This window comes from Paraburkholderia sp. J94 (genome assembly GCF_905220285.1).
In the GTDB taxonomy this organism is placed as follows: domain Bacteria; phylum Pseudomonadota; class Gammaproteobacteria; order Burkholderiales; family Burkholderiaceae; genus Paraburkholderia; species Paraburkholderia tropica_A.
This window is the reverse complement of record NZ_CAJMZH010000018.1, coordinates 157,839-178,019: the sequence shown is the minus strand read 5'-3', so window position 1 is coordinate 178,019 and position 20,181 is coordinate 157,839. Positions and strand designations below refer to the sequence as shown.

Annotated in this window: 17 protein-coding genes; 13 read left to right on the top strand and 4 right to left on the bottom strand. The window is 67.5% G+C overall.

What is annotated here, in order from left to right:
• The first annotated feature begins 63 nt into the window (after positions 1-63).
• The 4 genes from odhB (at position 64) to U4Y88_RS31695 (ending at position 4,677) form a co-directional block, all read left to right on the top strand.
• Entirely contained in the window at positions 64-1,332 is a 1,269-nt protein-coding gene (odhB, locus tag U4Y88_RS31710; protein ID WP_224006802.1) for a 2-oxoglutarate dehydrogenase complex dihydrolipoyllysine-residue succinyltransferase, read from the top strand.
• Positions 1,333-1,440: 108 nt separating this feature from the next.
• Entirely contained in the window at positions 1,441-2,871 is a 1,431-nt protein-coding gene (gene lpdA / locus U4Y88_RS31705) for a dihydrolipoyl dehydrogenase (RefSeq protein ID WP_224006804.1), read from the top strand.
• 109 nt (positions 2,872-2,980) lie between these two features.
• Positions 2,981-4,078, top strand: a complete 1,098-nt coding sequence (gene zapE, locus U4Y88_RS31700; RefSeq protein ID WP_224006807.1) for a cell division protein ZapE — start codon at positions 2,981-2,983, stop codon at positions 4,076-4,078.
• 155 nt (positions 4,079-4,233) lie between these two features.
• Entirely contained in the window at positions 4,234-4,677 is a 444-nt protein-coding gene (locus U4Y88_RS31695) for a transposase (RefSeq protein WP_310633611.1), read from the top strand.
• A 76-nt stretch (positions 4,678-4,753) separates the two neighbouring features.
• Here U4Y88_RS31695 and U4Y88_RS31690 read toward each other — a convergent pair whose 3' ends face one another.
• The 4 genes from U4Y88_RS31690 to U4Y88_RS31675 form a co-directional block, all read right to left on the bottom strand.
• Complete coding sequence (locus tag U4Y88_RS31690; protein WP_224006826.1) at positions 4,754-5,239, bottom strand: DUF2147 domain-containing protein; 486 nt, start codon at positions 5,237-5,239, stop codon at positions 4,754-4,756.
• Between the two features lie 236 nt (positions 5,240-5,475).
• Positions 5,476-7,161 (bottom strand): ShlB/FhaC/HecB family hemolysin secretion/activation protein, encoded by a 1,686-nt coding sequence (locus tag U4Y88_RS31685; RefSeq protein ID WP_310633614.1) that lies wholly within the window; start codon positions 7,159-7,161, stop codon positions 5,476-5,478.
• Between the two features lie 278 nt (positions 7,162-7,439).
• Entirely contained in the window at positions 7,440-8,882 is a 1,443-nt protein-coding gene (locus U4Y88_RS31680) for a collagen-like triple helix repeat-containing protein (protein WP_321788744.1), read from the bottom strand.
• 160 nt (positions 8,883-9,042) lie between these two features.
• Entirely contained in the window at positions 9,043-10,632 is a 1,590-nt protein-coding gene (locus U4Y88_RS31675; protein WP_321788730.1) for a collagen-like triple helix repeat-containing protein, read from the bottom strand.
• Positions 10,633-11,419: 787 nt separating this feature from the next.
• Between U4Y88_RS31675 and U4Y88_RS31670 the strand changes: the two genes are divergently transcribed.
• From U4Y88_RS31670 to U4Y88_RS31630, 9 genes are all read left to right on the top strand, one after another.
• A complete protein-coding gene (locus U4Y88_RS31670) occupies positions 11,420-11,608 on the top strand; it encodes a Flp family type IVb pilin (RefSeq protein WP_310630948.1) in 189 nt (62 codons plus the stop codon).
• Between the two features lie 121 nt (positions 11,609-11,729).
• Positions 11,730-12,230, top strand: coding sequence for a prepilin peptidase (locus U4Y88_RS31665; protein WP_224006838.1), 501 nt, complete (start codon positions 11,730-11,732; stop codon positions 12,228-12,230).
• Positions 12,231-12,301: 71 nt separating this feature from the next.
• The gene (locus U4Y88_RS31660; RefSeq protein WP_321788728.1) at positions 12,302-12,757 is read left to right on the top strand and encodes a TadE family protein; all 456 of its coding nucleotides are present in this window, start codon (positions 12,302-12,304) and stop codon (positions 12,755-12,757) included.
• A 40-nt stretch (positions 12,758-12,797) separates the two neighbouring features.
• A complete protein-coding gene (gene cpaB, locus U4Y88_RS31655) occupies positions 12,798-13,763 on the top strand; it encodes a Flp pilus assembly protein CpaB (RefSeq protein WP_321788726.1) in 966 nt (321 codons plus the stop codon).
• A 159-nt stretch (positions 13,764-13,922) separates the two neighbouring features.
• The gene (locus U4Y88_RS31650; RefSeq protein WP_321788742.1) at positions 13,923-15,233 is read left to right on the top strand and encodes a type II and III secretion system protein family protein; all 1,311 of its coding nucleotides are present in this window, start codon (positions 13,923-13,925) and stop codon (positions 15,231-15,233) included.
• Positions 15,234-15,305: 72 nt separating this feature from the next.
• A complete protein-coding gene (locus tag U4Y88_RS31645) occupies positions 15,306-16,544 on the top strand; it encodes a fimbrial protein (protein WP_321788724.1) in 1,239 nt (412 codons plus the stop codon).
• Between the two features lie 3 nt (positions 16,545-16,547).
• Entirely contained in the window at positions 16,548-17,888 is a 1,341-nt protein-coding gene (locus tag U4Y88_RS31640) for a CpaF family protein (protein ID WP_224006850.1), read from the top strand.
• Positions 17,881-18,984 (top strand): type II secretion system F family protein, encoded by a 1,104-nt coding sequence (locus U4Y88_RS31635; RefSeq protein ID WP_321788722.1) that lies wholly within the window; start codon positions 17,881-17,883, stop codon positions 18,982-18,984. Before U4Y88_RS31640 ends, U4Y88_RS31635 begins: the two co-directional genes overlap by 8 nt.
• A complete protein-coding gene (locus U4Y88_RS31630; RefSeq protein WP_321788720.1) occupies positions 18,981-20,177 on the top strand; it encodes a type II secretion system F family protein in 1,197 nt (398 codons plus the stop codon). The genes U4Y88_RS31635 and U4Y88_RS31630 overlap by 4 nt, the downstream gene beginning before the upstream one ends.
• The last annotated feature ends 4 nt before the right edge of the window (positions 20,178-20,181 follow it).

The window sequence follows — 20,181 nt, the reverse complement described above, 5'->3', positions numbered from 1 at the left end:
GCGCTTTCCCGCGCTCAGATGCGCGAGCCGGTTCGTACCCAGATACGTATTCAGGAACATCAAATGGCTATTGTTGAAGTCAAGGTCCCGCAGTTCTCGGAGTCGGTGTCGGAAGGCACGATGCTGCAGTGGAAGAAGAAGCCGGGCGAAGCGATCGCTCAGGACGAAGTCGTTATCGAAATCGAGACCGACAAGGTCGTGCTCGAAGTGCCGGCGCCCGCAGCCGGCGTGCTGGCTGAAGTTCTGATCGGCGACGGCGCAACCGTCACGAGCGAACAGGTCATCGCGAAGATCGACACGGAAGGCAAGGCTGGCGCCGCAGCGGCTCCCGCAGCCGCCGCCGCTCCGGCAGCCGCACCGGCCGCCGCCGCAGCACCCGCTGCCGCAGCCGCATCGACGTCGAGCAGCAACATCGCCTCGCCCGCAGCGACCAAGCTGATGGCGGAGAAGGGTCTCGCAGGCGGCGACGTCGCCGGCACGGGCCGCGACGGCCGCATCACGAAGCAGGACGTGCTCGGCGCAGGCGCGCCGAAGGCCGCACCCGCAGCCGCACCGGCTGGCAAGCCGGCTGCCGCCAAGCCCGCGCTGCCGCAAGTCAACGCACCGGCATCGGCCGGCAACTGGCTGAGCGACCGCCCGGAACAGCGCGTGCCGATGTCGCGTCTGCGTGCGCGTATCGCCGAGCGTCTGCTCGAATCGCAGCAAACCAACGCCATCCTCACGACGTTCAACGAAGTGAACATGGCGCCGGTCATGGATCTGCGCAACAAGTACAAGGACAAGTTCGAGAAGGAACATGGCGTGAAGCTCGGCTTCATGTCGTTCTTCGTGAAGGCTGCGGTTCACGCCCTCAAGAAGTTCCCGCTCGTGAACGCGTCGATCGACGGTAACGACATCGTCTATCACGGCTACTTCGACATCGGTATCGCCGTCGGTTCGCCGCGCGGTCTGGTGGTGCCCATCCTGCGCAACGCAGACCAGATGAGCCTCGCCGACATCGAGAAGAAGATCGCCGAATTCGGTCAGAAGGCCAAGGACGGCAAGCTCTCGATCGAAGAAATGACGGGCGGCACGTTCTCGATCTCGAACGGCGGTGTGTTCGGCTCGATGCTCTCGACGCCGATCATCAACCCGCCGCAGTCGGCGATCCTCGGCGTGCACGCGACGAAGGAACGCGCTGTGGTGGAAAACGGCCAGATCGTGATCCGCCCGATGAACTACCTCGCGATGTCGTACGACCACCGCATCATCGACGGCCGCGAAGCCGTCCTGTCGCTGGTCGCGATGAAGGACGCGCTCGAAGATCCGGCGCGCCTGCTGCTCGACCTGTAATCACAGCGTCGCTCAAGCATCGCGTATCAAGTCTCACACTGAGCGGCGTGCGCGCGAACTCTGGAAGCCAGGGTTCGCGCGCCGCGCTCACGTATCGAAAGGATGACCATGTCCAAAGAATTTGACGTCGTCGTGATCGGCGCCGGCCCCGGCGGCTATATCGCGGCGATCCGCGCCGCGCAGCTCGGCAAGTCGGTTGCGTGTATCGAAAAGTGGAAGAACCCGGCCGGCGCGCTGAAGCTCGGCGGCACCTGCCTGAACGTGGGCTGCATTCCGTCGAAGGCGCTGCTCGCCTCGTCGGAAGAGTTCGAAAACGCCGCGCATCATCTGGGCGACCACGGCATCAGCGTCGCTGACGTGAAGCTCGACGTGTCGAAGATGCTCGCCCGCAAGGACGGCATCGTCGAGAAGATGACGAAGGGTATCGAATTCCTGTTCCGCAAGAACAAGATCACCTGGCTCAAGGGCCATGGCAAGTTCACCGGCAAGAACGACGCCGGCGTGCAGATCGAAGTCTCGGGCGAAGGCGAAACCGAAGTCGTGACGGCGAAGAACGTCATCATCGCGACGGGTTCGAAGGCGCGTCACCTGCCGGGCATGCCGGTCGACAACAAGATCATCGCCGACAACGAAGGCGCGCTGACGTTCGACTCGGTGCCGAAGAAGCTGGCCGTGATCGGCGCAGGCGTGATCGGTCTGGAACTGGGTTCGGTGTGGCGCCGTCTGGGCGCCGACGTCACGATCCTCGAAGCGCTGCCGGAATTCCTCGGCGCCGCTGACCAGTCGCTCTCGAAGGAAGCTGCGAAGCTCTTCAAGAAGCAGGGTCTCGACATTCACGTTGGCGTGAAGGTCGGCGAAGTGAAGGCGACGGACAAGAACGTCACGATCAACTACACGGACAAGGACGGCAACGCGCAAGTGCTCGAAGCCGACCGCCTGATCGTGTCGGTTGGCCGCGTGCCGAACACCGACAACCTCGGTCTCGAAGCGATCGGCCTGAAGGCCAACGAGCGCGGTTTCATCGACGTCGATGCGCACTGCGCAACGTCGGTGCCGAACGTCTACGCGATCGGCGACGTGGTGCGCGGCCCGATGCTCGCGCACAAGGCCGAAGACGAAGGCGTGCTGGTCGCGGAAGTGATCGACGGCCAGAAGCCGCACATCGACTACAACTGCATTCCGTGGGTGATCTACACCGAACCGGAAATCGCGTGGGTCGGCAAGACGGAACAGCAGCTCAAGGCCGAAGGCCGCGACATCAAGACGGGCCAGTTCCCGTTCATGGCGAACGGCCGCGCGCTCGGCATCAACAAGGCCGACGGCTTTGTGAAGATGATCGCCGACGCGAAGACCGACGAACTGCTCGGCGTGCACATCATCTCGGCGAACGCATCGGACCTGATCGCGGAAGCCGTGGTGGCGATGGAATTCAAGGCTGCTGCCGAAGACCTCGGCCGCATCTGCCATCCGCATCCGTCGCTGTCCGAAGTCATGCGCGAAGCGGCACTCGCTACCGACAAGCGCGCGCTCAACATGTAAGCGCCTGAGGCCGGGCGCGCCAGCGTTCCGGCCTTGCAGCACCTGCATCACGTACAGAGGCGGACGGGTTCGAACACCCGCCCGCCTTTACTCATTTGCGGCTCACGAAATGAACGTCACCGAATACTACGAAAACGAACTGCAGAAACGCGGTTACCAACCCGATACGGCGCAACGCGTTGCGATCGAGCGGCTGCAGCGGTGCTACGACGAGTGGGTCGAATACAAATCGCGTCGTTCGAACGCGTTCTGGAAACTCATCAACCGTCCCGATCTGCCGCGCGGCGTCTACATGTGGGGCGGGGTAGGGCGCGGCAAGAGCTTCCTGATGGACAGCTTCTACGCGGTCGTGCCGGTGCAGCGCAAGACGCGCCTGCATTTTCACGAGTTCATGCGCGAAGTGCATCGCGAACTCGAAGAACTGAAGGGCCAGGCCGATCCGCTCGACGAACTCGCGCGCCGCATCGCGAAGCGCTATCGCCTGATCTGTTTCGACGAATTCCACGTCTCGGACATCGCCGACGCGATGATCCTGTACCGCCTGCTCGACCGCCTGTTTTCGAACGGCGTGCAGTTCGTGATGACCTCGAACTACGACCCGGATCTGCTTTATCCCGACGGCCTGCATCGCGACCGCATGCTGCCCGCCATCGCGCTCATCAAGGAAAAGTTGGATGTCCTGAACGTCGATGCCGGCGTCGACTATCGCCAGCGCACGCTCGCGCAGGTCGAGGTCTATCACACGCCGCTCGGCGCCGCCGCCGACAAGGCGCTGCGTCACTCGTTCGCGCAACTGGCCGCGGTGCCCGACGAAAGCCCGATCCTGCACATCGAGAAGCGCGAACTGAAGGCGCTGCGCAAGGCCGACGGCGTGGTGTGGTTCGACTTCGCCACGCTCTGCGGCGGTCCGCGCTCGCAGAACGACTATCTCGAACTGGCGAGCCGCTTTCACGCCGTGATTCTGTCAGACGTGCCGCAGATGACGCCGCGCATGGCCTCCGAGGCGCGCCGCTTCACTTGGCTCATTGACGTGTTCTACGACCACAAGGTCAAGCTGCTGATGTCGTCGGCCGTGCCGCCCGAGGACCTCTATCCCGAAGGCCCGATGGCGAACGAGTTCACGCGCACGGTGTCGCGGATCGTCGAAATGCAGTCGAAGGAATATCTCGAAACGCCGCGCCGCATCGTCGATACGTCGCTGACCTGAGTGCTGACCGCAGTGCCGACCTGAGCGCGCGCACCCCTGCGACATCGCAAAAATAGAGTCCGAAGCGTTTTTTCAAGATTCGGACTCGTCTGATATGGCCCGCGCGGGCGAGTGGATATCGTTGGTTCAGAACCGTTCTGACCAAGGAGAACTCCATGACGCCGCATCGCGATATCACCGAGGAAGAGTGGCAACGCGTGTTGCCGCTGCTGCCCGAACTGCGCCCGCGCTCCGAGCTGCGCGGCCGCCCGCTTGCCAACACCCGCTCGGTGCTCAACGGCGTGCTGTGGGTCATGTACAGCGGCGCCACGTGGTCGGCCATGCCGCGCCGCTATCCGTCCTATCAGACCTGCCATCGCCGCTTCAAGGCGTGGCACGACGAAGGCGTGCTCAAGAACGTGATGGCCGAGCTGTTCGGCCCCGAGGGCGCGGCACTGTGCGACGCCATCGAAACCCGCATGCGCAAGCACGCGAGCCGCGCCGAAAAAGCCGCGCGCGCCCAGGAAGAGGTGCCGATGCGCAATTCGCCGTTCTCGCCGGCCGCGCCCGGCGTGCCGCAGCCGTTCAGCTATCGGTCGGTGTATCGGCACACGGTTTGACGTGCGCACCCGGGTCGATCAAAAAAGGCCGCCTGATTCAGGCGGCCTTTTTCATGGTGTCGCGCGGCGCACTGTCTTACTGCTGACGCACCCACGTCTGCGAGCGGCCGAGCAGCGCAATGCCCATATAGCCGCGCACCACGAGCTTCTGGCCGCCATCTTCCGTGTGCATCTTGCAGCTATAGATCTTGCCGTTTTCCGGGTCGAGAATGTGGCCGCCGTCGTACTCGTTGCCGGCCTTCTTCATGCTGTCGATGATCGTCATGCCGAGGATCAGCTGGTCCTTGCGCGAATCGGTGCAGGCGGTGCAGCGGCGATCGGGCTGATCGTTCGCGCCGAGTCCCTTGATGACCTTGCCGGTGAGGCCGCCGCTGCCGTCGTCGCTGATCTGCACGAGGGCTTTCGGCTGGCCGGTGTGATCGTCGATGGTCTGCCAGACGCCGACGGGCGAGCTGTCCTGCGCATGCGCGGCGGCGATGCCGCCCAGCAGCGCGCCGGCCAGCGCGAGATGACGCGCCGCGCGCGCGGCGAACGAAAGGGGGCGACCGTCGATACGGTTCATGTGTCTTCCTCCACTGATGTTTATGTGTGTGTACCGCACGCACGGCATGCAACGCGCGCAGGCACGTGCAGACGCGTGACGCGATGGCGCGCTCATGCAGTCAGGGCAGCATACGCGAAAGCGCCGCGCGCGTTTGCGAGTAGGAACTCTAGTCGGCGCGGCGCGCGCGGCACGCGGCTTGCCGCACGTGCCGTGCCTCGCGCGCCGCACGCGTCTCTCACATCTCGCCCATCGCATCAGTTGAGCTGATACGAGAACGTCGCGTTGATGCGCGGGCTGCGCGACGGGCTCTCGATCGGCGCATCGGCGAGCGCCTTCGCCACGGAGAGATCGAGGCTGTAGTACTTGCCGTCCGAGATCCGAAACCCGAACGACGCCGACGACAGCCGCGAAGGCGAGGGCGTGCCCGCATGCAGATAGACGCGCGCCATGTCGAACGAGACATAAGGCGTGATCGTTTGCAGCCAGGTGCGGCCGATCTTGAACGGATGATTCAGTTCGAGCAGGAAGCCCCAGCCCGAATCGCCCGAGGCCTCGCCCGGCTGGTAGCCCGCCGCGAAGCGCTGCGCGCCGAACGAGATCTGCTCCGAAGTCGGCAGCGTGACCGCGCTGTACTGGCCCGTGACCGCCACCGACGTGCCGAAGCCCATCGGCCAGTCGTTGGTCTGCGAGAACGACGCATTGGTGCGCACGAAATTCAGCGACACCGGGTTTTGCAGCACCACGCCCGGAATATTCGTATCGGCGCCTTTCGACGCGCCGAGGATATTGAACGCTTTCGCCACCGCGATGCTCGCCTTGCGCACCTGACCCGTCTGCACGTCGGTGTAATCGGCTTGCAGCTGCAGCACGCGCACCTGCGAATGCGTGTCGTACTGAAAGCCGTTGATCGTGTTGTGGTAGCGGTCCTCGTCGTGCGTCGCGTAGGCGCTCGCGGTGCCGACCACGCTGCGCGTGTTGCTGAGCAGCAGCGGGTAGGACAGCGAACCCGTGATCTTGTCGCTGATGACGGTGCGCTCCACGTAATTCGGCAGGCCCGGATTGTCGGCGGGATTGCCGCGATAGTGCGAGGCGTCGACCTTCGCGGTGAGGCCGTCGCTCGCGATCGGCACGGCGGCGTGCGCGGCCAGATAGGTGACGTTGTCGCGGCCCTTGGGCAGCAGCGCGGACACGCTCAACTGCTCGCCGAACGGCGTCAGCCCGTTCTCGGTCAGCGTGAGCAGACCCTGCACGCCCGGATGATTGAAGTCGATGCCGGTGCTGATGTCGTACGGCTTTTGCGTGGCGTCGAGTTCGAGCGTGGTGGCGCCGTCGGTGCTCGTGGGCGGCGGCACGTTGGCCTTCACCTTGAGCCCCGGCAGCAGGCCGAGCACGTTGATATAGCGCTGGAACGTGGCCGTGCGCAGCGGCCGGTCCTCGACGATATGCGCGGCGATGGCGCGCATCTTGTCCTCGAGCTTGCCTGGCTTGCCGGTGATCGTCACGCTGCCCACATAGCCTTCGACGACCGTGATGCGCACCACGCCGCCCGCGAAATCCTGCGCGGGCACGAACGCGAACGACAGCGCGTAGCCGCGCTCCTGATAGAGCTTCGTCACGCCGTTGGCCGTCTCGATCAGCTGGCCGATCGTGATGTCGTGATTCGCGAGGGGCGCGAAACGCTGCGCAACCTCGTCGAAGGGAATCGACTTCACGCCTTCGACCTTGAACGTGGTCGGCGTGAGATGCGTGGCGAGCAACTGCTGCAGCTGAGGCGTCTGCTGCTGCACCTGCACGGTCACGTTCGGCGCCTTCTGCGGCGCGTTGATCTGCGGCAGTGCGTCGAGCGGATTGCCCCCTGCGGGGTTGCCGCCCGACGCCGGCCGGTTCTGTGGTCCTGCTTGTTGTGCTACTGCCACCCCCGTCAAGCCAGCGCTCGCCATCACCCCCAACGCGGCGAGCACGGCCCATTCTGCGACTGCGCCTTTCATCGGACTGCCCTCGGACTTGTCGGTCGGCGCGCCCGGTTTCTTTGAAGCGACCGGTGCGCGCCGCCTTTTTGTGCCGCCTTTTCGGCGGTCTGTGGCTCCCTGATTGCCTGTGTTTTTATTCCTGCGGACTCCGTACTACCTTGCCGATCTGCTTCGCATTACGCGCGCAGCTTCCCTCTCCAGACGCCGCGTCACGCGTTGCTCATGTTGCCCGATGATCGTTGCGCGTGCTACGGCAGCTTATGCAGCAAGCCGCTCAGTAGTCCCCCTGATGTACTCGTGCTGCCGGAACTGCTTGTCGAACTCGTGCTGCCGGTCGTCGCGCCCAGCGCGCCCGTCACCGTGCCGACGATCACCGTCACCGGCTGGAGCAGGGTGGTCGTGCCGCCGATGCTGCCCGCGCCGGTGCCCGCACTGGTTCCGGTGCCGCTGCCCGATGTCGCCGAACCGGCCGCGCCGGTCGCCGTCGAGACCACGCCGGAAAGCAGGCCGCCGACCACCGGCACGTTGCCGAGCGCGCCGGTCACCGCGCTCGTGCCGCCGGCCGTGCCCGTGAGACCCGTGACCGACGACAGCGGCGAGCCGCCCAGCCCGAGGCTCGCGATCGCCGCATTGAGCGGACCGAGCGGGCCTTGCGCGGCCGCGCCGGTCGGCGCGCCGCTGGCGACGAGCGCCGTGCTGCCGCCGACGAGACTCGTGATCAGACCCGGAATCGGCGCGGCGCCATTCGGGCCGTTCGGATTCACGAGGCCGCCCGCATTGGTGACCGTGTTGCCGAGCGCCGAGACCAGCGTGCCGACGTCGGCGCCCACCGGCGCGAGCGGGCCGAGCGCGCTGAGCGCAGCGGTCGTCGACGTGCCGCCCGTGGTCGACGAGATCGTGCTGCCGGCCGTATCGAGCGCGCCGCCGACCTTGGCGAGCAGCCCCGAAACCGGCACGCCCAGACCCGTTGTCGTGCCGACCTGCTGCGTGAGTACGCCGGCTTCGATGACGAGCGGGGTGATCGCGGTGCTGAGCGGCTGCGTGACCTGCTGGACCGGCGCGGAGGCGAGCGCGTTGCCGAGCATCTTGCCGCCCGCGTTGACGGCGTTCGCGGTCGTGTCGAGCACCGTGGCCACCGGCGTCGTGACGGGCGCGAGCGGCGCAAGCGGCCCGTTGCCGAGACCGTCGACCGTGGTGGCGACGCCCTGGACCACGCCGCTCGTCGCGCTCACGACGTTGCCGAGGCCCGCGACGGTGGTGCCGACCGGATTGGCCGTCGAGCCGGTCTGGCCGAGGCCGTTCGAGACGGCGTCGGCGAGCGCGCTCGCGACGGTGCCGGTGCTCGACACCGTGCTGCCGAGGCCTTGCGTGACCTGCGAACTGGTGCCGCCGGGCAGGGTGGTCGAGCCGATCGCATCGCCGAGATCGCTGGCCGTCTTGGCGACCGTGCTGACCACGCCGCTCGTGCCGGTCGAGCCGGTGGTGGTGCCGCCGCCCGTGTTGGTGTTGGTGTCGCCGCCGGAGCCACCCGAGCCGCCGGTGCCGGCCGTGCCGGAGGTGCCCGTCGTACCGGTCGTGCCGCCCGTGCCGCTCGACGCCGACGGCGGCGTGTAGCTGCTGCCGCCACAGGCGGCGAGGCTCAGGGCGACCACGCTCGCGGCGGCGAGGGCGGTCAGGCGCAGGCCGCGCATCAACGTGACGGCCCGCTCGTGCGAAATCGCGATGGAAAGACTGGACGTGCTGGACATAGCGCTGTCTCCTTGTTTCATCAGGGCGCTGTAACTGGCTATCGAGGCTGCGGAGCGGAGCGGCCGCTCTGCATGGGCTGATTCAGGGCGCTGGGCTGGACGCTTATTTCTTCGCGCCGAGCAGACCGCCGACCAGCGACGTGACGCCGCCGAGCGGACCGGTCGCGCCGCTGCCGCTGCTGGTGCCGCCCGTGAGCGAGGCCAGCGAGAGGCCCGGCGTGCTGTTAGCCGCGCTGCCAGCCGTGCTACCGGCGCTGCTCGACGTCTTGACGCCCGCGCCGAGCGCCGCGCCCGCCGCGACGCTGCCCGTCGTGGTGGCGGCCGTGTTCAGCGTGCCGGCGACCGTGTTGACGACACCCGCGACGAGGCCCGTGACCGGCGCGAGCTGGCTGCTGCTGCCGCCGGTCGCCGAGGTCAGCGTCGAGGTAACCGTGGTGAGCGCCGCCGTGACCGGCGCGAGCGGATTGGCGCCGCTGGAACCGCCGGTGATGCCGAGACCCGCGCCGATGCCAATGCCCGCGCTGCCGCCCGAACCCGTGCCGCCGGTCGTGCCACCCGTGAGGCCGCTGAGCAGGCCCGTGACCGGCGCGAGCGGATTGCTGCCGCTGCCCGACGTGCCGCCCGTCACGAGATTGCCGGCGGTGGCGACCGTCTTGCCGGTATCGGCGACGAGGTTGCCCACGCCCGAGGTGAGCGGATTGCCCGCGCCCGTCGACGCCACCAGCGCGCCGCCTTTCTCGAGGCCGCCGCCGAGCGTTTGCAGCAGGCCCGCGACCGGCGCGCCGATGCCGGTCGTATTGCCGACGGTCTGCGTCGTCGAGGCGAGCACCGACGTGATCGGCGTAATGGCCGAGCTGAGCTGCTGCGTGACTTGCTGGACCGGACCGGTCGAGAGCGCGGTCGTGAGCGTGTTGCCCGCGCCGGTGACCGCGGTGCCGAGGGTGCCGACCGCGCCGCCGAGCGGCGTGGTGACGGCGGCGAGCGGCGCGAGCGGGCCGCTGCCGAGGCTCGTCACGAGCTGGCCGGCGCTGGTGACTGCCTTGCCCGCGTCGGCGACGACGCCGCCCGTGCTCGCGACCGTCGTCCCGACCGGATTGGTGTTGGTGCTCGAACCGAGCTGGCCGAGACCGTTCGACACGCCGCTGCCGAGCGTCGAGACCGCCGCGCCGAGATTCTCGACCACGCCGCCCGCCGCCTGCGTGGTGGCCGAGCTCACGACCGGCAGCGATTGCGAGGCGATCGTGCTGCCGACGCCGGACACCGTCGAACCCAGATCGCCGACCACGGTGCCCGACACCTTCGCGACCTGGCCGACCGCATTGGCCGCGACGGCCGTGCCGCCGCTACCCGTGCCGGTGCCGCCACTGCTGGTGTTGTCGCCGCCGCTGCCGTTCCCGCCGCCGGCGGTCGACGTGCCGCCGCTTCCCGTTCCCGTGCCGTTCCCCGACGTGCTGTCGCTCGACGTGGTGGTGGTGCCGGAACCGCTGCCGCCGCTGCCACTGCCACTGCCGCTATCGCCGCTGCCCGAGCCGCCGCTCGTGCCGCCGCTGGTTTGCAGCGAACCGTCGCTGCCGCTGCCCGTGCCGCTGCTGAGCGAGCCCGAACCGCCGCAGGCGGTCAGGGAAAGCAGCGTGGCGATGGTGGCAGCGACGGCAGTCAGGCGTGCCGCGTTCGCGATGGAATGGTTCTTCATGGTGTGCCCTCGTCTCTCGTATGGTGTGCGCGGTGTATGCGCTGCTCTGTCTGTGTTTTGTCGTGCTGCGCGACATACACTGCAACAGCTGTGCCAATGCGAGCGCGCACGCGAAAACGGTCTTCGCGGCGCAGACGTGCGTATCGTCTGATCAAGACGGCATGGGACTTTGCGCGAAACTTTCTTCGCAGGAATCGATGTGTGGGAATGCGCGCGTTACTGTTCCCCGCGCGTTACGTCACGTAACGGCGCGCGGGCGATGTTACGAATGCCCGGGGTAACGTGACGAAGTGCTAATCGTTTTGCATATTTTCAATTCGATGAAGCATTCGAAACAGGATCAACGACAGCTTGAAATATCGCTTGATTCACCGCGCATGAATCGTTATTTACGCATCGAAAAGTGTTTCTAGTCCTGAGTAGTTCTCGTGCGTAACGCGGTGTGTGGAAGCGCCTACCGATCGGCTCGCGGACGTTATGGTTTGCCCTGAGTGAATAAAAAAACGCCGCGTGCCGATAATGATGTTACGTAGAAACAGTGGCGTAACGGGAGATTGCGTAACGCTCACGGTTACGCTATAAAAAGCGCACTGAATAAAAATCACATACAAGCAGAGCTGAACGTGGCATACCAGGTTTGATTGGAATGCTTACGATTTGGCCGCGATGTTGGCGGACTGACATGGCAGTCCGTGGACCAGATGCATCGGCGTCGTCATTTAAAAGAAATTGCAGAGACAGCCGATGCAATGCCGCGTGAGAGCGCGAGAAAAGAGAGAGGGCCGAAATGAACAAGCTGGTAAAGCTTTTTGCGCAGTCGGAGGAGGGGGTGACGGCGCTGGAATATGGGCTCATCGCCGGGCTCATTGCCGTCGTGATTGCCGCGAGCGCGTCGAGTCTGGGTACGCAGCTCAGCAGCGTATTCACCTACATCACGAATCAGTTGACCACTTCGGTGCCATCCACGAAGACCTGAAATAGCGCGTCGTCGCGTGGCGGCCTCGTGTCGCCGCGCCCGGTTATTCAGTTAAACGTAGCAATGGATTGTCACGCGCTGGCTTGCCAGCCCGCGTGACGTCTGTGCACGCCGATTCGCGATGAATGCATCCATCATTCCCAGCTGCGTATTCGCCGCGTGGGCGCTCGCGGTCGCGATTTGCGATCTGCGTTCGCGCCGCGTGCCGAACGCGCTCGTGATTGCCGGCCTTGTTGCCGCGCTGGTGGCCGCGTGCTGGCACGCGGGACCGGCGCATCTCGGCATTGGGCGCGCGTCGATTGCGGCGGCCATCGGGCTCGCCGCGCTCATGCCGTTCTTCGTGCTCGGCATGATGGGCGGCGCCGACGTCAAGGTGTTCGCCGCGCTCGGCGCATGGTGCGGGCTGCAGCCCTTGCTCTGGGTGTGGGTGGCCGCGAGCCTCGCCGCGCTCGTGCATGCGCTCGCGGTCATCGCGATGCGCGCGCGCTCGCATGCGTCGGCGTCGCGGCGCGTGCAGATCGTGAGCGTCGGCGCGCGGCGCGGCACGCCCTACGCGACGTGTCTGACCTTGCCTGCGCTCGCGTGGCTTGCGTTGCAGTGGATGCCGGGAGCGATGCAATGAGTGCGTGCGCAGCGAATCATGCAGCGTCGATGGCGCACGGCGCGAAGCGTACGGCGCGTTCGAAGGGATGGATGCGATCGAAACGCCAGCGCGGCGCCGCCGCCGTCGAATTCGCCATCGCGTTTCCGCTGTTCTTTCTCGTGCTCTACGCGATCGTCACGTACAGCCTGATCTTTCTCGTGCAGCACAGCCTGACCGCAGCGTCGGCGGACGGCGCGCGCGCCGCGCTCGTCTTCGTCAATGCGCAGGACACCGCTTCGGCGCTCAATGGCCGCGCGCAGGCCGCCTGCACGCGCGCGCTGCAAGGCGTGACGTGGCTCGCCACCGCGCCGACCTGCACGACCGTCGTGAGCGCCCAGCCCAGCGGCTGCACGAACAACGCGGCGATGGACTGCATTCAGGTCACGCTCAGCTACCCGTGGAGCAAGAGCCCGCTCGTACCCGCGCTGCCGATGTTCAGCGCGTTGCAGCCGTCCACGCTCGCGGGCCGCGCGACGGTGCAGATCGATCCGGTGAATCTGCAATGAGCCATCCGCAACCGACCCATCGCATTCAAGGCAGCCGCTCATGGCCAATCTGACCAAAATCGCCGCAGGCTTGCTGATCGCCGCTGCGCTCCTGCTCGGCCTGTTCGCGTTCATGCTGGCGCGCCGCGCGCCGCCTGCACCGGTCGCGCCGACGCAACCGGCCGCCTCGGTGACGCAACCGCTGACGCCCGTCGTCGTGGCCGCGCGCACGCTGCCCGCAGGCCAGCTGATTCCCGCCGACGCGCTGCGCGTGCAGCCGCTGCGCACGCAGCCCGCGGGGTCCGCGAGCGACGTGCAGGTGATCGCGGGCCGCGTGCCGCTCGCCGATATCGCCGCCGATACGCCGGTGCTCGAGACGCAACTGTCGTCGAGCCTGGCGTCGTCGCTGGCGGCGGGCGAGCGCGCGGTCGCGGTGCGCGTTGACGAGAACAACGCCGTGGGCAATCAGCTGCACGCGGGCAATTACGTCGACGTGTTCTTCACGCTGCGCCGCGACGGCGCGTCGGGCGGCACGGGCAGCGCCGAAATCGATCGCACCCAGGCGCGCCTGCTGATCTCGAAGGCCCGCGTGCTGGTATTTGGGAATCCTGCTGATTCGGTGAATGGCGGCGCGGGCGGTACGCAACGCACGAACGGCTTCGGCACGCAGAACGCCACGCCGCGCACGGCGGTGCTTGCCGTGCCGCTGACCGAGGTGAACGAACTCGCGCTCGCGCAGAGCCAGGGCCAGTTGATTCTCGCGCTGCGCAATCCCACGGACAACGACGCGCTCGATCCGAACGCATTCGGGCCGCAGCAAGGCGTCCTGCGCGTGGTCGCGCACGGCACGCCGGACAATTCGACGCGCGCGGCCGCAGGCGTCGCGCTCGATCAGCTCGCGGGCGCGCAGGCGCCGCGTCAGGCCGCGCCGGTCGCGCATCGCGCGGGTGCCGGCGGCAGCGCGCGCGCGTCAGGCGGCGGGCTGGAAGTGATACGGGGAGGGCGGGCCGAAACGGTCGCCTGGTAGAGGGGGGAGCGCGGGTAGCGCGCCGGGCAAGCGTGCGTATTCGAGCTTTTTCAAGCGCATTCAAGCGTATTCAATAGCAACGACAACACGATGACGATGAAGAGGACCTTTGCCGTGGCGCTGGCCGCATCCGTTTGCGCGGGCGGTTTCGCGCTCGCGATGTTGCCCGCGCGCGCGGCGCCGCCACTGCGCGCCAGTTCCGCCGACGCGCTGCCCGGCAGCGTCGACATCACCGTGGGCGAGCAGCGCACGCTGCCCGTCACGGGCTCGCTCACGCGCGTCGCCGTGGGCGATCCGTCGGTGGCCGACGTGCTGGTGGTGCGCGGCGACCGGCGCGGCGGCCTGCTGCTGGTCGGCAAGGGCGCGGGCACGACCAGTGTGATGCTGTGGGAAGGCGGCGTGCAGCGCAGCTTCACCGTGAACGTGACGACGCGCGCCGCGCGCGCGTTGCTCGGCGACGGCACGCCGGACGTGAAGGTGCTCGGCGGCACCGCGATCATCAGCGGCAGCGCGGCGACGATGGAGCAGCATCAGCGCGCGGTCGCGGCGGCGCAGGGCTCGCTCGGCAAAGGCGCGAAGGACGCCGACGTGCTCGACACATCGAGCATCGCGACGCGCTCGGTCGTGCAGGTCGACGTGCGCGTGATCGAATTCAGCCGCTCGGTGCTCAAGCAGATCGGCTTCAACTTCTTCCGCCAGAACAACGGCTTTTCGTTCGGCTCGTTCGCGCCGACGTCGCTCACGTCCGCGTCGAACTCGAACGGCGGGACCGATATCCAGGCCGTGTCGCCGATCTCGTCGGCGTTCAATCTCGTGTTCGCCTCGGCCACGCACGGCCTGTTCGCCAACCTGAGCCTGATGGAGTCGAACAATCTCGCGCGCGTGCTCGCGGAACCGACGCTCGTCGCGCTCTCGGGACAAAGCGCGAGTTTCCTCGCGGGCGGCGAGATTCCGGTGCCGGTGCCGCAGGCGCTCGGCACCAGCTCGATCGAATACAAGCCCTATGGCATCGGTCTTTCGCTCACGCCCACGGTGCTCTCGCCGCAGCGCATCGCGCTCAAGGTCGCGCCCGAGGCGAGCCAGCTCGACTTCGCCAACGCGGTGACCATCAGCGGCGTGTCGGTGCCCGCGATCACGACGCGGCGCGCGGAAACCACCGTCGAACTCGGCGATGGCGAGAGCTTCGTGATCGGCGGACTGATCGACCGCGAGACCGCTTCGAACGTGAACAAGGTGCCGCTGCTCGGCGATCTGCCCGTGATCGGCACCTTCTTCAAGCAGTTGAACTATCAGCAGAACGAACGGGAACTGGTGATCGTCGTGACGCCGCATCTGGTGTCGCCGCTCGCGAAGGACGCGAAGCTGCCCACCGCGCCCGGCGAACTGTCCGAGCAACGCAACGGCCACGTCTGGGGCGCGCTGCTCGGCGGCGCGGCCTCGCGCGATCCCGCACCGGGTTTTTCGCCATGAATACCGCCGCCGGCAGGGCTACGCCGCGCCGCGCGCGGATTGCGCTGCGCGAGCAGCACAAGGAGAGGGCACATGAACGCGAGAACGTACTTGACGACTGAACGCACGGTCGTGGACTCGTTCGTGTTCGCATCGTCGGACGAGGCGCACGCGCGCTGGCTCGCGCGCGCGCTCGGCACGGGCGGCAAGGTCGATGCGGTCGCGCTCGATCCGGCCGCCGTCGGCCAGCGTGTCGGCCAGCAGATGCCGTCGCTGCTGATGGTCGATTTTTCGCAGGGCCGCGCGGCCTGGGCGAGCGCCGTGGTGGCCGCTGCGCACGTGTCGTTTCCCGGCTTGCCGGTGATCGCCGTGGGCACGCTCGCCGAACCCGAAAGCGCGCTCGCGGCCTTGCGCGCGGGCGTGCGCGATTTCGTCGACGTGGCGGGCAGCACCGAGGACGCGCTGAACATCGTGCGCCAGGTGCTCGAAAACCGCGTCGAAGCGCCGAGCCGTCATGGCCGTCTCACGGTGATGCTCGGCGCGCGCGCGGGCATGGGCGTGACGACGCTGGCCGCGAATCTCGGCGCGCTGCTCGCGCGCAAGGGCGCGTCGCTCAATCGCCATGCCGCGCTGCTCGATCTCGGCTTGCCCGCGGGCGACGGCGCGATGATGCTCAACGCGGGCAACGGTTTCAGTTTCGTCGATGCCGTGCGCAATCTGCGCCGCTTCGATCAGACCTTCGTGCATACCGCGCTCGCGCGCCACGAAAGCGGTCTCGCGCTGACGACATTGCCCGCCGATCTCGCCGCGCTGCGCGAGGTCTCGTATCAGTCGGCGGTGGCGCTGCTCGCGCGTCTGCGCGCGTTCTTCGACCAGCAGCTCGTCGATCTCGGCGGCTTCACGAACGCGGAGTTCATCGCCCAGGTCGCGCAGTCGGCGGACGCGGTCTGGCTCGTATGCGACCAGAGCGTGGCGTCGATCGTCGCGGCCGCGCGCCAGATCGACGCGCTGCGCGAGGGCGGCATGGAGACCGCCACGCTGCGTCTCGTCATCAATCAGTACGAGGCCGAGATCGACCTGGGCGGCGCGCAGATCGCCGAGCGCCTGGGCGTCGAGCTCGCCGCCGTGCTGCCCGCGCGCCGCGTGGCGCTGTGCCAGGCCGCCAATCGCGGCCAGTTGCTGGTCGACAGCGCGCCGCGCGATCCGTATGTGCGCGCGCTCGAAGGGCTCGCCGCGCAGATGGACGGCATCGAATCGCGCGCGCCGAAAAAACTCGACGCGCTGCGCCGGCCGCTGCGCAACTTCTTCCCTCAATCACCGAAGCGTTCGTAGATCATGGCGGATAACATCGAATTTGCCGACGACGCGCCGCTGTTCGCGCACAGCCAGCAGTTCCAGGACATCAAGAACGCGGCGCACGAACATCTGCTCACGCGCATCGAGGAGCTGGGCGCGGAGTTCGGCCGCTGGTCGCGCCACGCGATCAACCAGTTCGTCGATCTGGAGATGGACAGCTTCGTGCGGCTGCGCCATATCCCGATCAACGAGAGCGAGGTGCGCGCGATTGCCGAGGCGCTCACGAAGGAGCTTGCGGGCTTCGGGCCGATCGAAGACCTGCTCGGCGATCCGGCCGTCGAAGACATCCTGATCAACGGCTACAGCGACGTGTACGTGTCGCGGCACGGCATCCTCGCGAGGATTCCGGTGCGCTTCTCCGATAACGCGCATCTGCTGCGTATCGTGCGCCGCATTCTCGCGCCGATCGGGCGGCGTCTCGACGAATCGAATCCGATGGTCGATGCGCGCCTGCCCGACGGCGGCCGTATCAACGTGGTGATCGAACCGCTTTCACTCGCGGGCCCGATCGTCTCGATCCGCAAGTTCCGCAAGGACCCGCTGCGTCCCGACGATCTGCTCGGCAACGGCACCTTCGGCACCGAGATCGGCGCACTGTTCGAGGCGGCGGTGCAGGCGCGCTGCAATATTCTCGTGTCGGGCGGCACGAGTTCGGGCAAGACCTCGCTGCTCAACGCGCTGGCGTTCTACATTCCCGATGTCGAGCGCGTGGTGACGATCGAGGACACCGCCGAACTCTCGCTCAATCACCCGCACGTGGTGCGGCTCGAAAGCCGTCCGGGCGGCTTCGACGGCGCGGGCGTGGTGACGATCCGCGACCTGTTGCGCAACACGCTGCGCATGCGGCCGGACCGCATCATCGTCGGCGAAGTGCGCGGCGGCGAAGTGCTCGAAATGCTTCAGGCGATGAACACGGGCCACGACGGCTCGATGGCGACGGTGCACGCGTCGAGCCCGCGCGAATGTCTGTATCGACTCGAAATGCTGGCCGGTTTCGCGGGGTTTCAGGGCACGGAAAACAGCTTGCGCCGCCAGATCGCCAACGCGGTCGACTTCATCGTGCAGATCGGGCGGCTCTCGAACGGCCGCCGCCGAATTCTTTCGGTTACCGAAGTAACGGGTCTCGCGGACAACATCATCGCGACGCAGGAACTCTATCGCTACGAACCGGTGACGACGCCCGACGGCGAGGAAATCGACCGCTGGGATTCGCTCGGCATTCATCCGCATTCGCCGAAGCTCGCGCGCTTCCGCCAGGCGGTGTCGGCGTCGGCGAATTTCGGTTTCGGCGGCGGGCAGGGCGGGGGCTTCAATGTCTAGCGTCGTGGCGCTCGCTGCGGCGCTTGCGCTGCTGTTCGCCGCCGCCGGACTGATGCTCTGGCAGCGCGCGCAGCAACGCACGGCGCGCGAGCGCGTGACGCGTTTCGTCGACAGCCGCGTCGCGGCGGCGGGTTATGCGAGCGGCGCGGCGATGCCGGGCGGCGCGGGCGTGGCAGGTGCAGCAGGCGTAGCCGGTGCAACAGGCGCGGCGCGCGCGGCGGGTGTGGCGCCGATACGCGTGACGTCGGCGACGGGCGCGGCGAATGGCGCGAACGCAGGCAATCCGGCGAACGCAGCGAATACCGCCAACGCAGCGAACGCGGCCTCGCCGCTGCGCCGCTGGCAGACGCGCATCGGGCTCGCATTCGAGCATGTCATGAGCCGCGCGGGTATCGCCGACGCGCGCAAGCCCGCCTTGCTGGCCGGTTGTGCGGCGTTCGCGCTCGCGCTGTGGGCCTACGTGACGGCCGGCGTGCCCGCGATGCTCGGCGCGCTGATGGTCGTCGCGGCGGGCTCGGCCTTCGTGCTGTCGGTGCGCATCGAACGGCGCCGCCGCAAGCTCGTCGGCCAGTTGCCGTCGTTTCTCGATGGCATCGTGCGTCTCATCGTGCTCGGCAATAGCGTGCCCGCGGCGTTTCAGGCCGCGCTCGTCACGACCGAGGCGCCGCTGCGCGAATGTCTCGATCACGTCTCGCGGATGCTGCGCTCGGGCGTCGAGATCGACCGCGCGCTTTACCAGGTCGCGCAGGTTTATCGGGCGCGCGAACTCGAATTCGTGGGCTCGGTGCTGCGGCTCTCGGTGCGTTACGGCGGCCGCGCCGACGTGATGCTCGAACGCATGTCCAATTTCATGCGCGATCTCGAACAGGCGCAGCGCGAGTTGATCGCGATGTCGGCGGAAACGCGGCTCTCTGCGTGGGTGCTGGGCCTTTTGCCGGTCGGCATCGCGGGCTTTCTCGTGCTGACGAATCCGCGCTATTTCGGCTCGCTCTGGAACGACGGTTCGGGGCGCACGCTGGTCTACGTCGCGCTCGGCTTGCAGGTGGTCGGCGGCTGGCTGCTGTACCGGCTCACGCGGCTGAAGGGCGGCCTATGAACGCACAGACACTCGGCACGCTCGCGCTGCTGCTTGGCGCGCTCGGCTGCGCGCTGCTTGCCGCGCTCGTGTGTCAGCGTTGGCTGGCGTCGCGGCGCAGCGCGCGCACGCTCGCGCAGGCCATTGCGAACATGAGCGCGCAGACGGCCGCGACGGCGTCCGAGGCGCGCGGCGCGGCCTCGCTCAATGCGATGAATTCGATGAATTCGACGAACGCGGCGGGCACGATGGGCGCGATGGGCGCGATGGGCGGGGTCGGCGCGATGCGAGGCGCGGGTTCGGTATCGGCGGCGCGGGCACCTGGCGGCGTACCAGGCGGCGCATCGATGAGCGGCGCGAGTGGAGCGAGCGCGGCGGGCTCGGCAGGCTCGGCGAACGCACCAGGTGCGGCAGGCGGCAACGCGCGCGCGCCGCGTCGCAAAGGTCTGCCCGGCGTCGTCGATGCGCTGGCGAACGCGGGCGCGCGCTGGCTCGACACGCCGCTCGGCAAGCTGATGGTCGCCGACGAAGACCGCCGCCTGCTCGATCAATGCGGCTACGCCGATGCGCGCGCACGCGGGCTCTTCATCGCCGCGCGCTTCGCTTGTGCGTTCGTGCTGGCCGCCGCAGCCGGTGGCTATGCGGCGATGAGCGGCCGCAACGCCGCGATATTCGCCGTCGGCGGTCTGCTCGCGGGCTTCCTGGTGCCGAAATTTCACCTGCGCCGCCGCGCGTCCGCGCGTCTCGAAGCCGTCGCCGACGAGTTGCCGATGTTCGTCGATCTGCTGCGACTGCTGCAGGGCGTCGGGCTCTCGCTCGACCAGAGTCTGCAGGTGCTCGTCAACGAATTCCGTCCGGTGCTGCCGGTGCTCGCGAGCGAAATGGAAATCGCCCAGCGCCAGTTCGTCACCGGACGCACGCGCGAACAGTCGCTGCAACGCATGGCGACGACGTACGACAACGAGGATCTGCGCTCCGTGATCCGCCTGCTCGTGCAGGTCGACAAGCACGGCGGCGCGGTGCAGGAACCGCTCAGGCAATTCGGCGATCGGCTGCGCGAAGTGCGCCGCGCGAGGCTGCGCGAGCGCATCGGCAAGCTCACGGTGCGCATGACCGGCGTGATGGTCGTCACGCTGTTGCCCGCGCTGCTGATCGTGGCGGCGGGGCCCGGCATGATCGCCGTGATGCACTCGCTGTCGTCGATCCATCGCTAGCGGG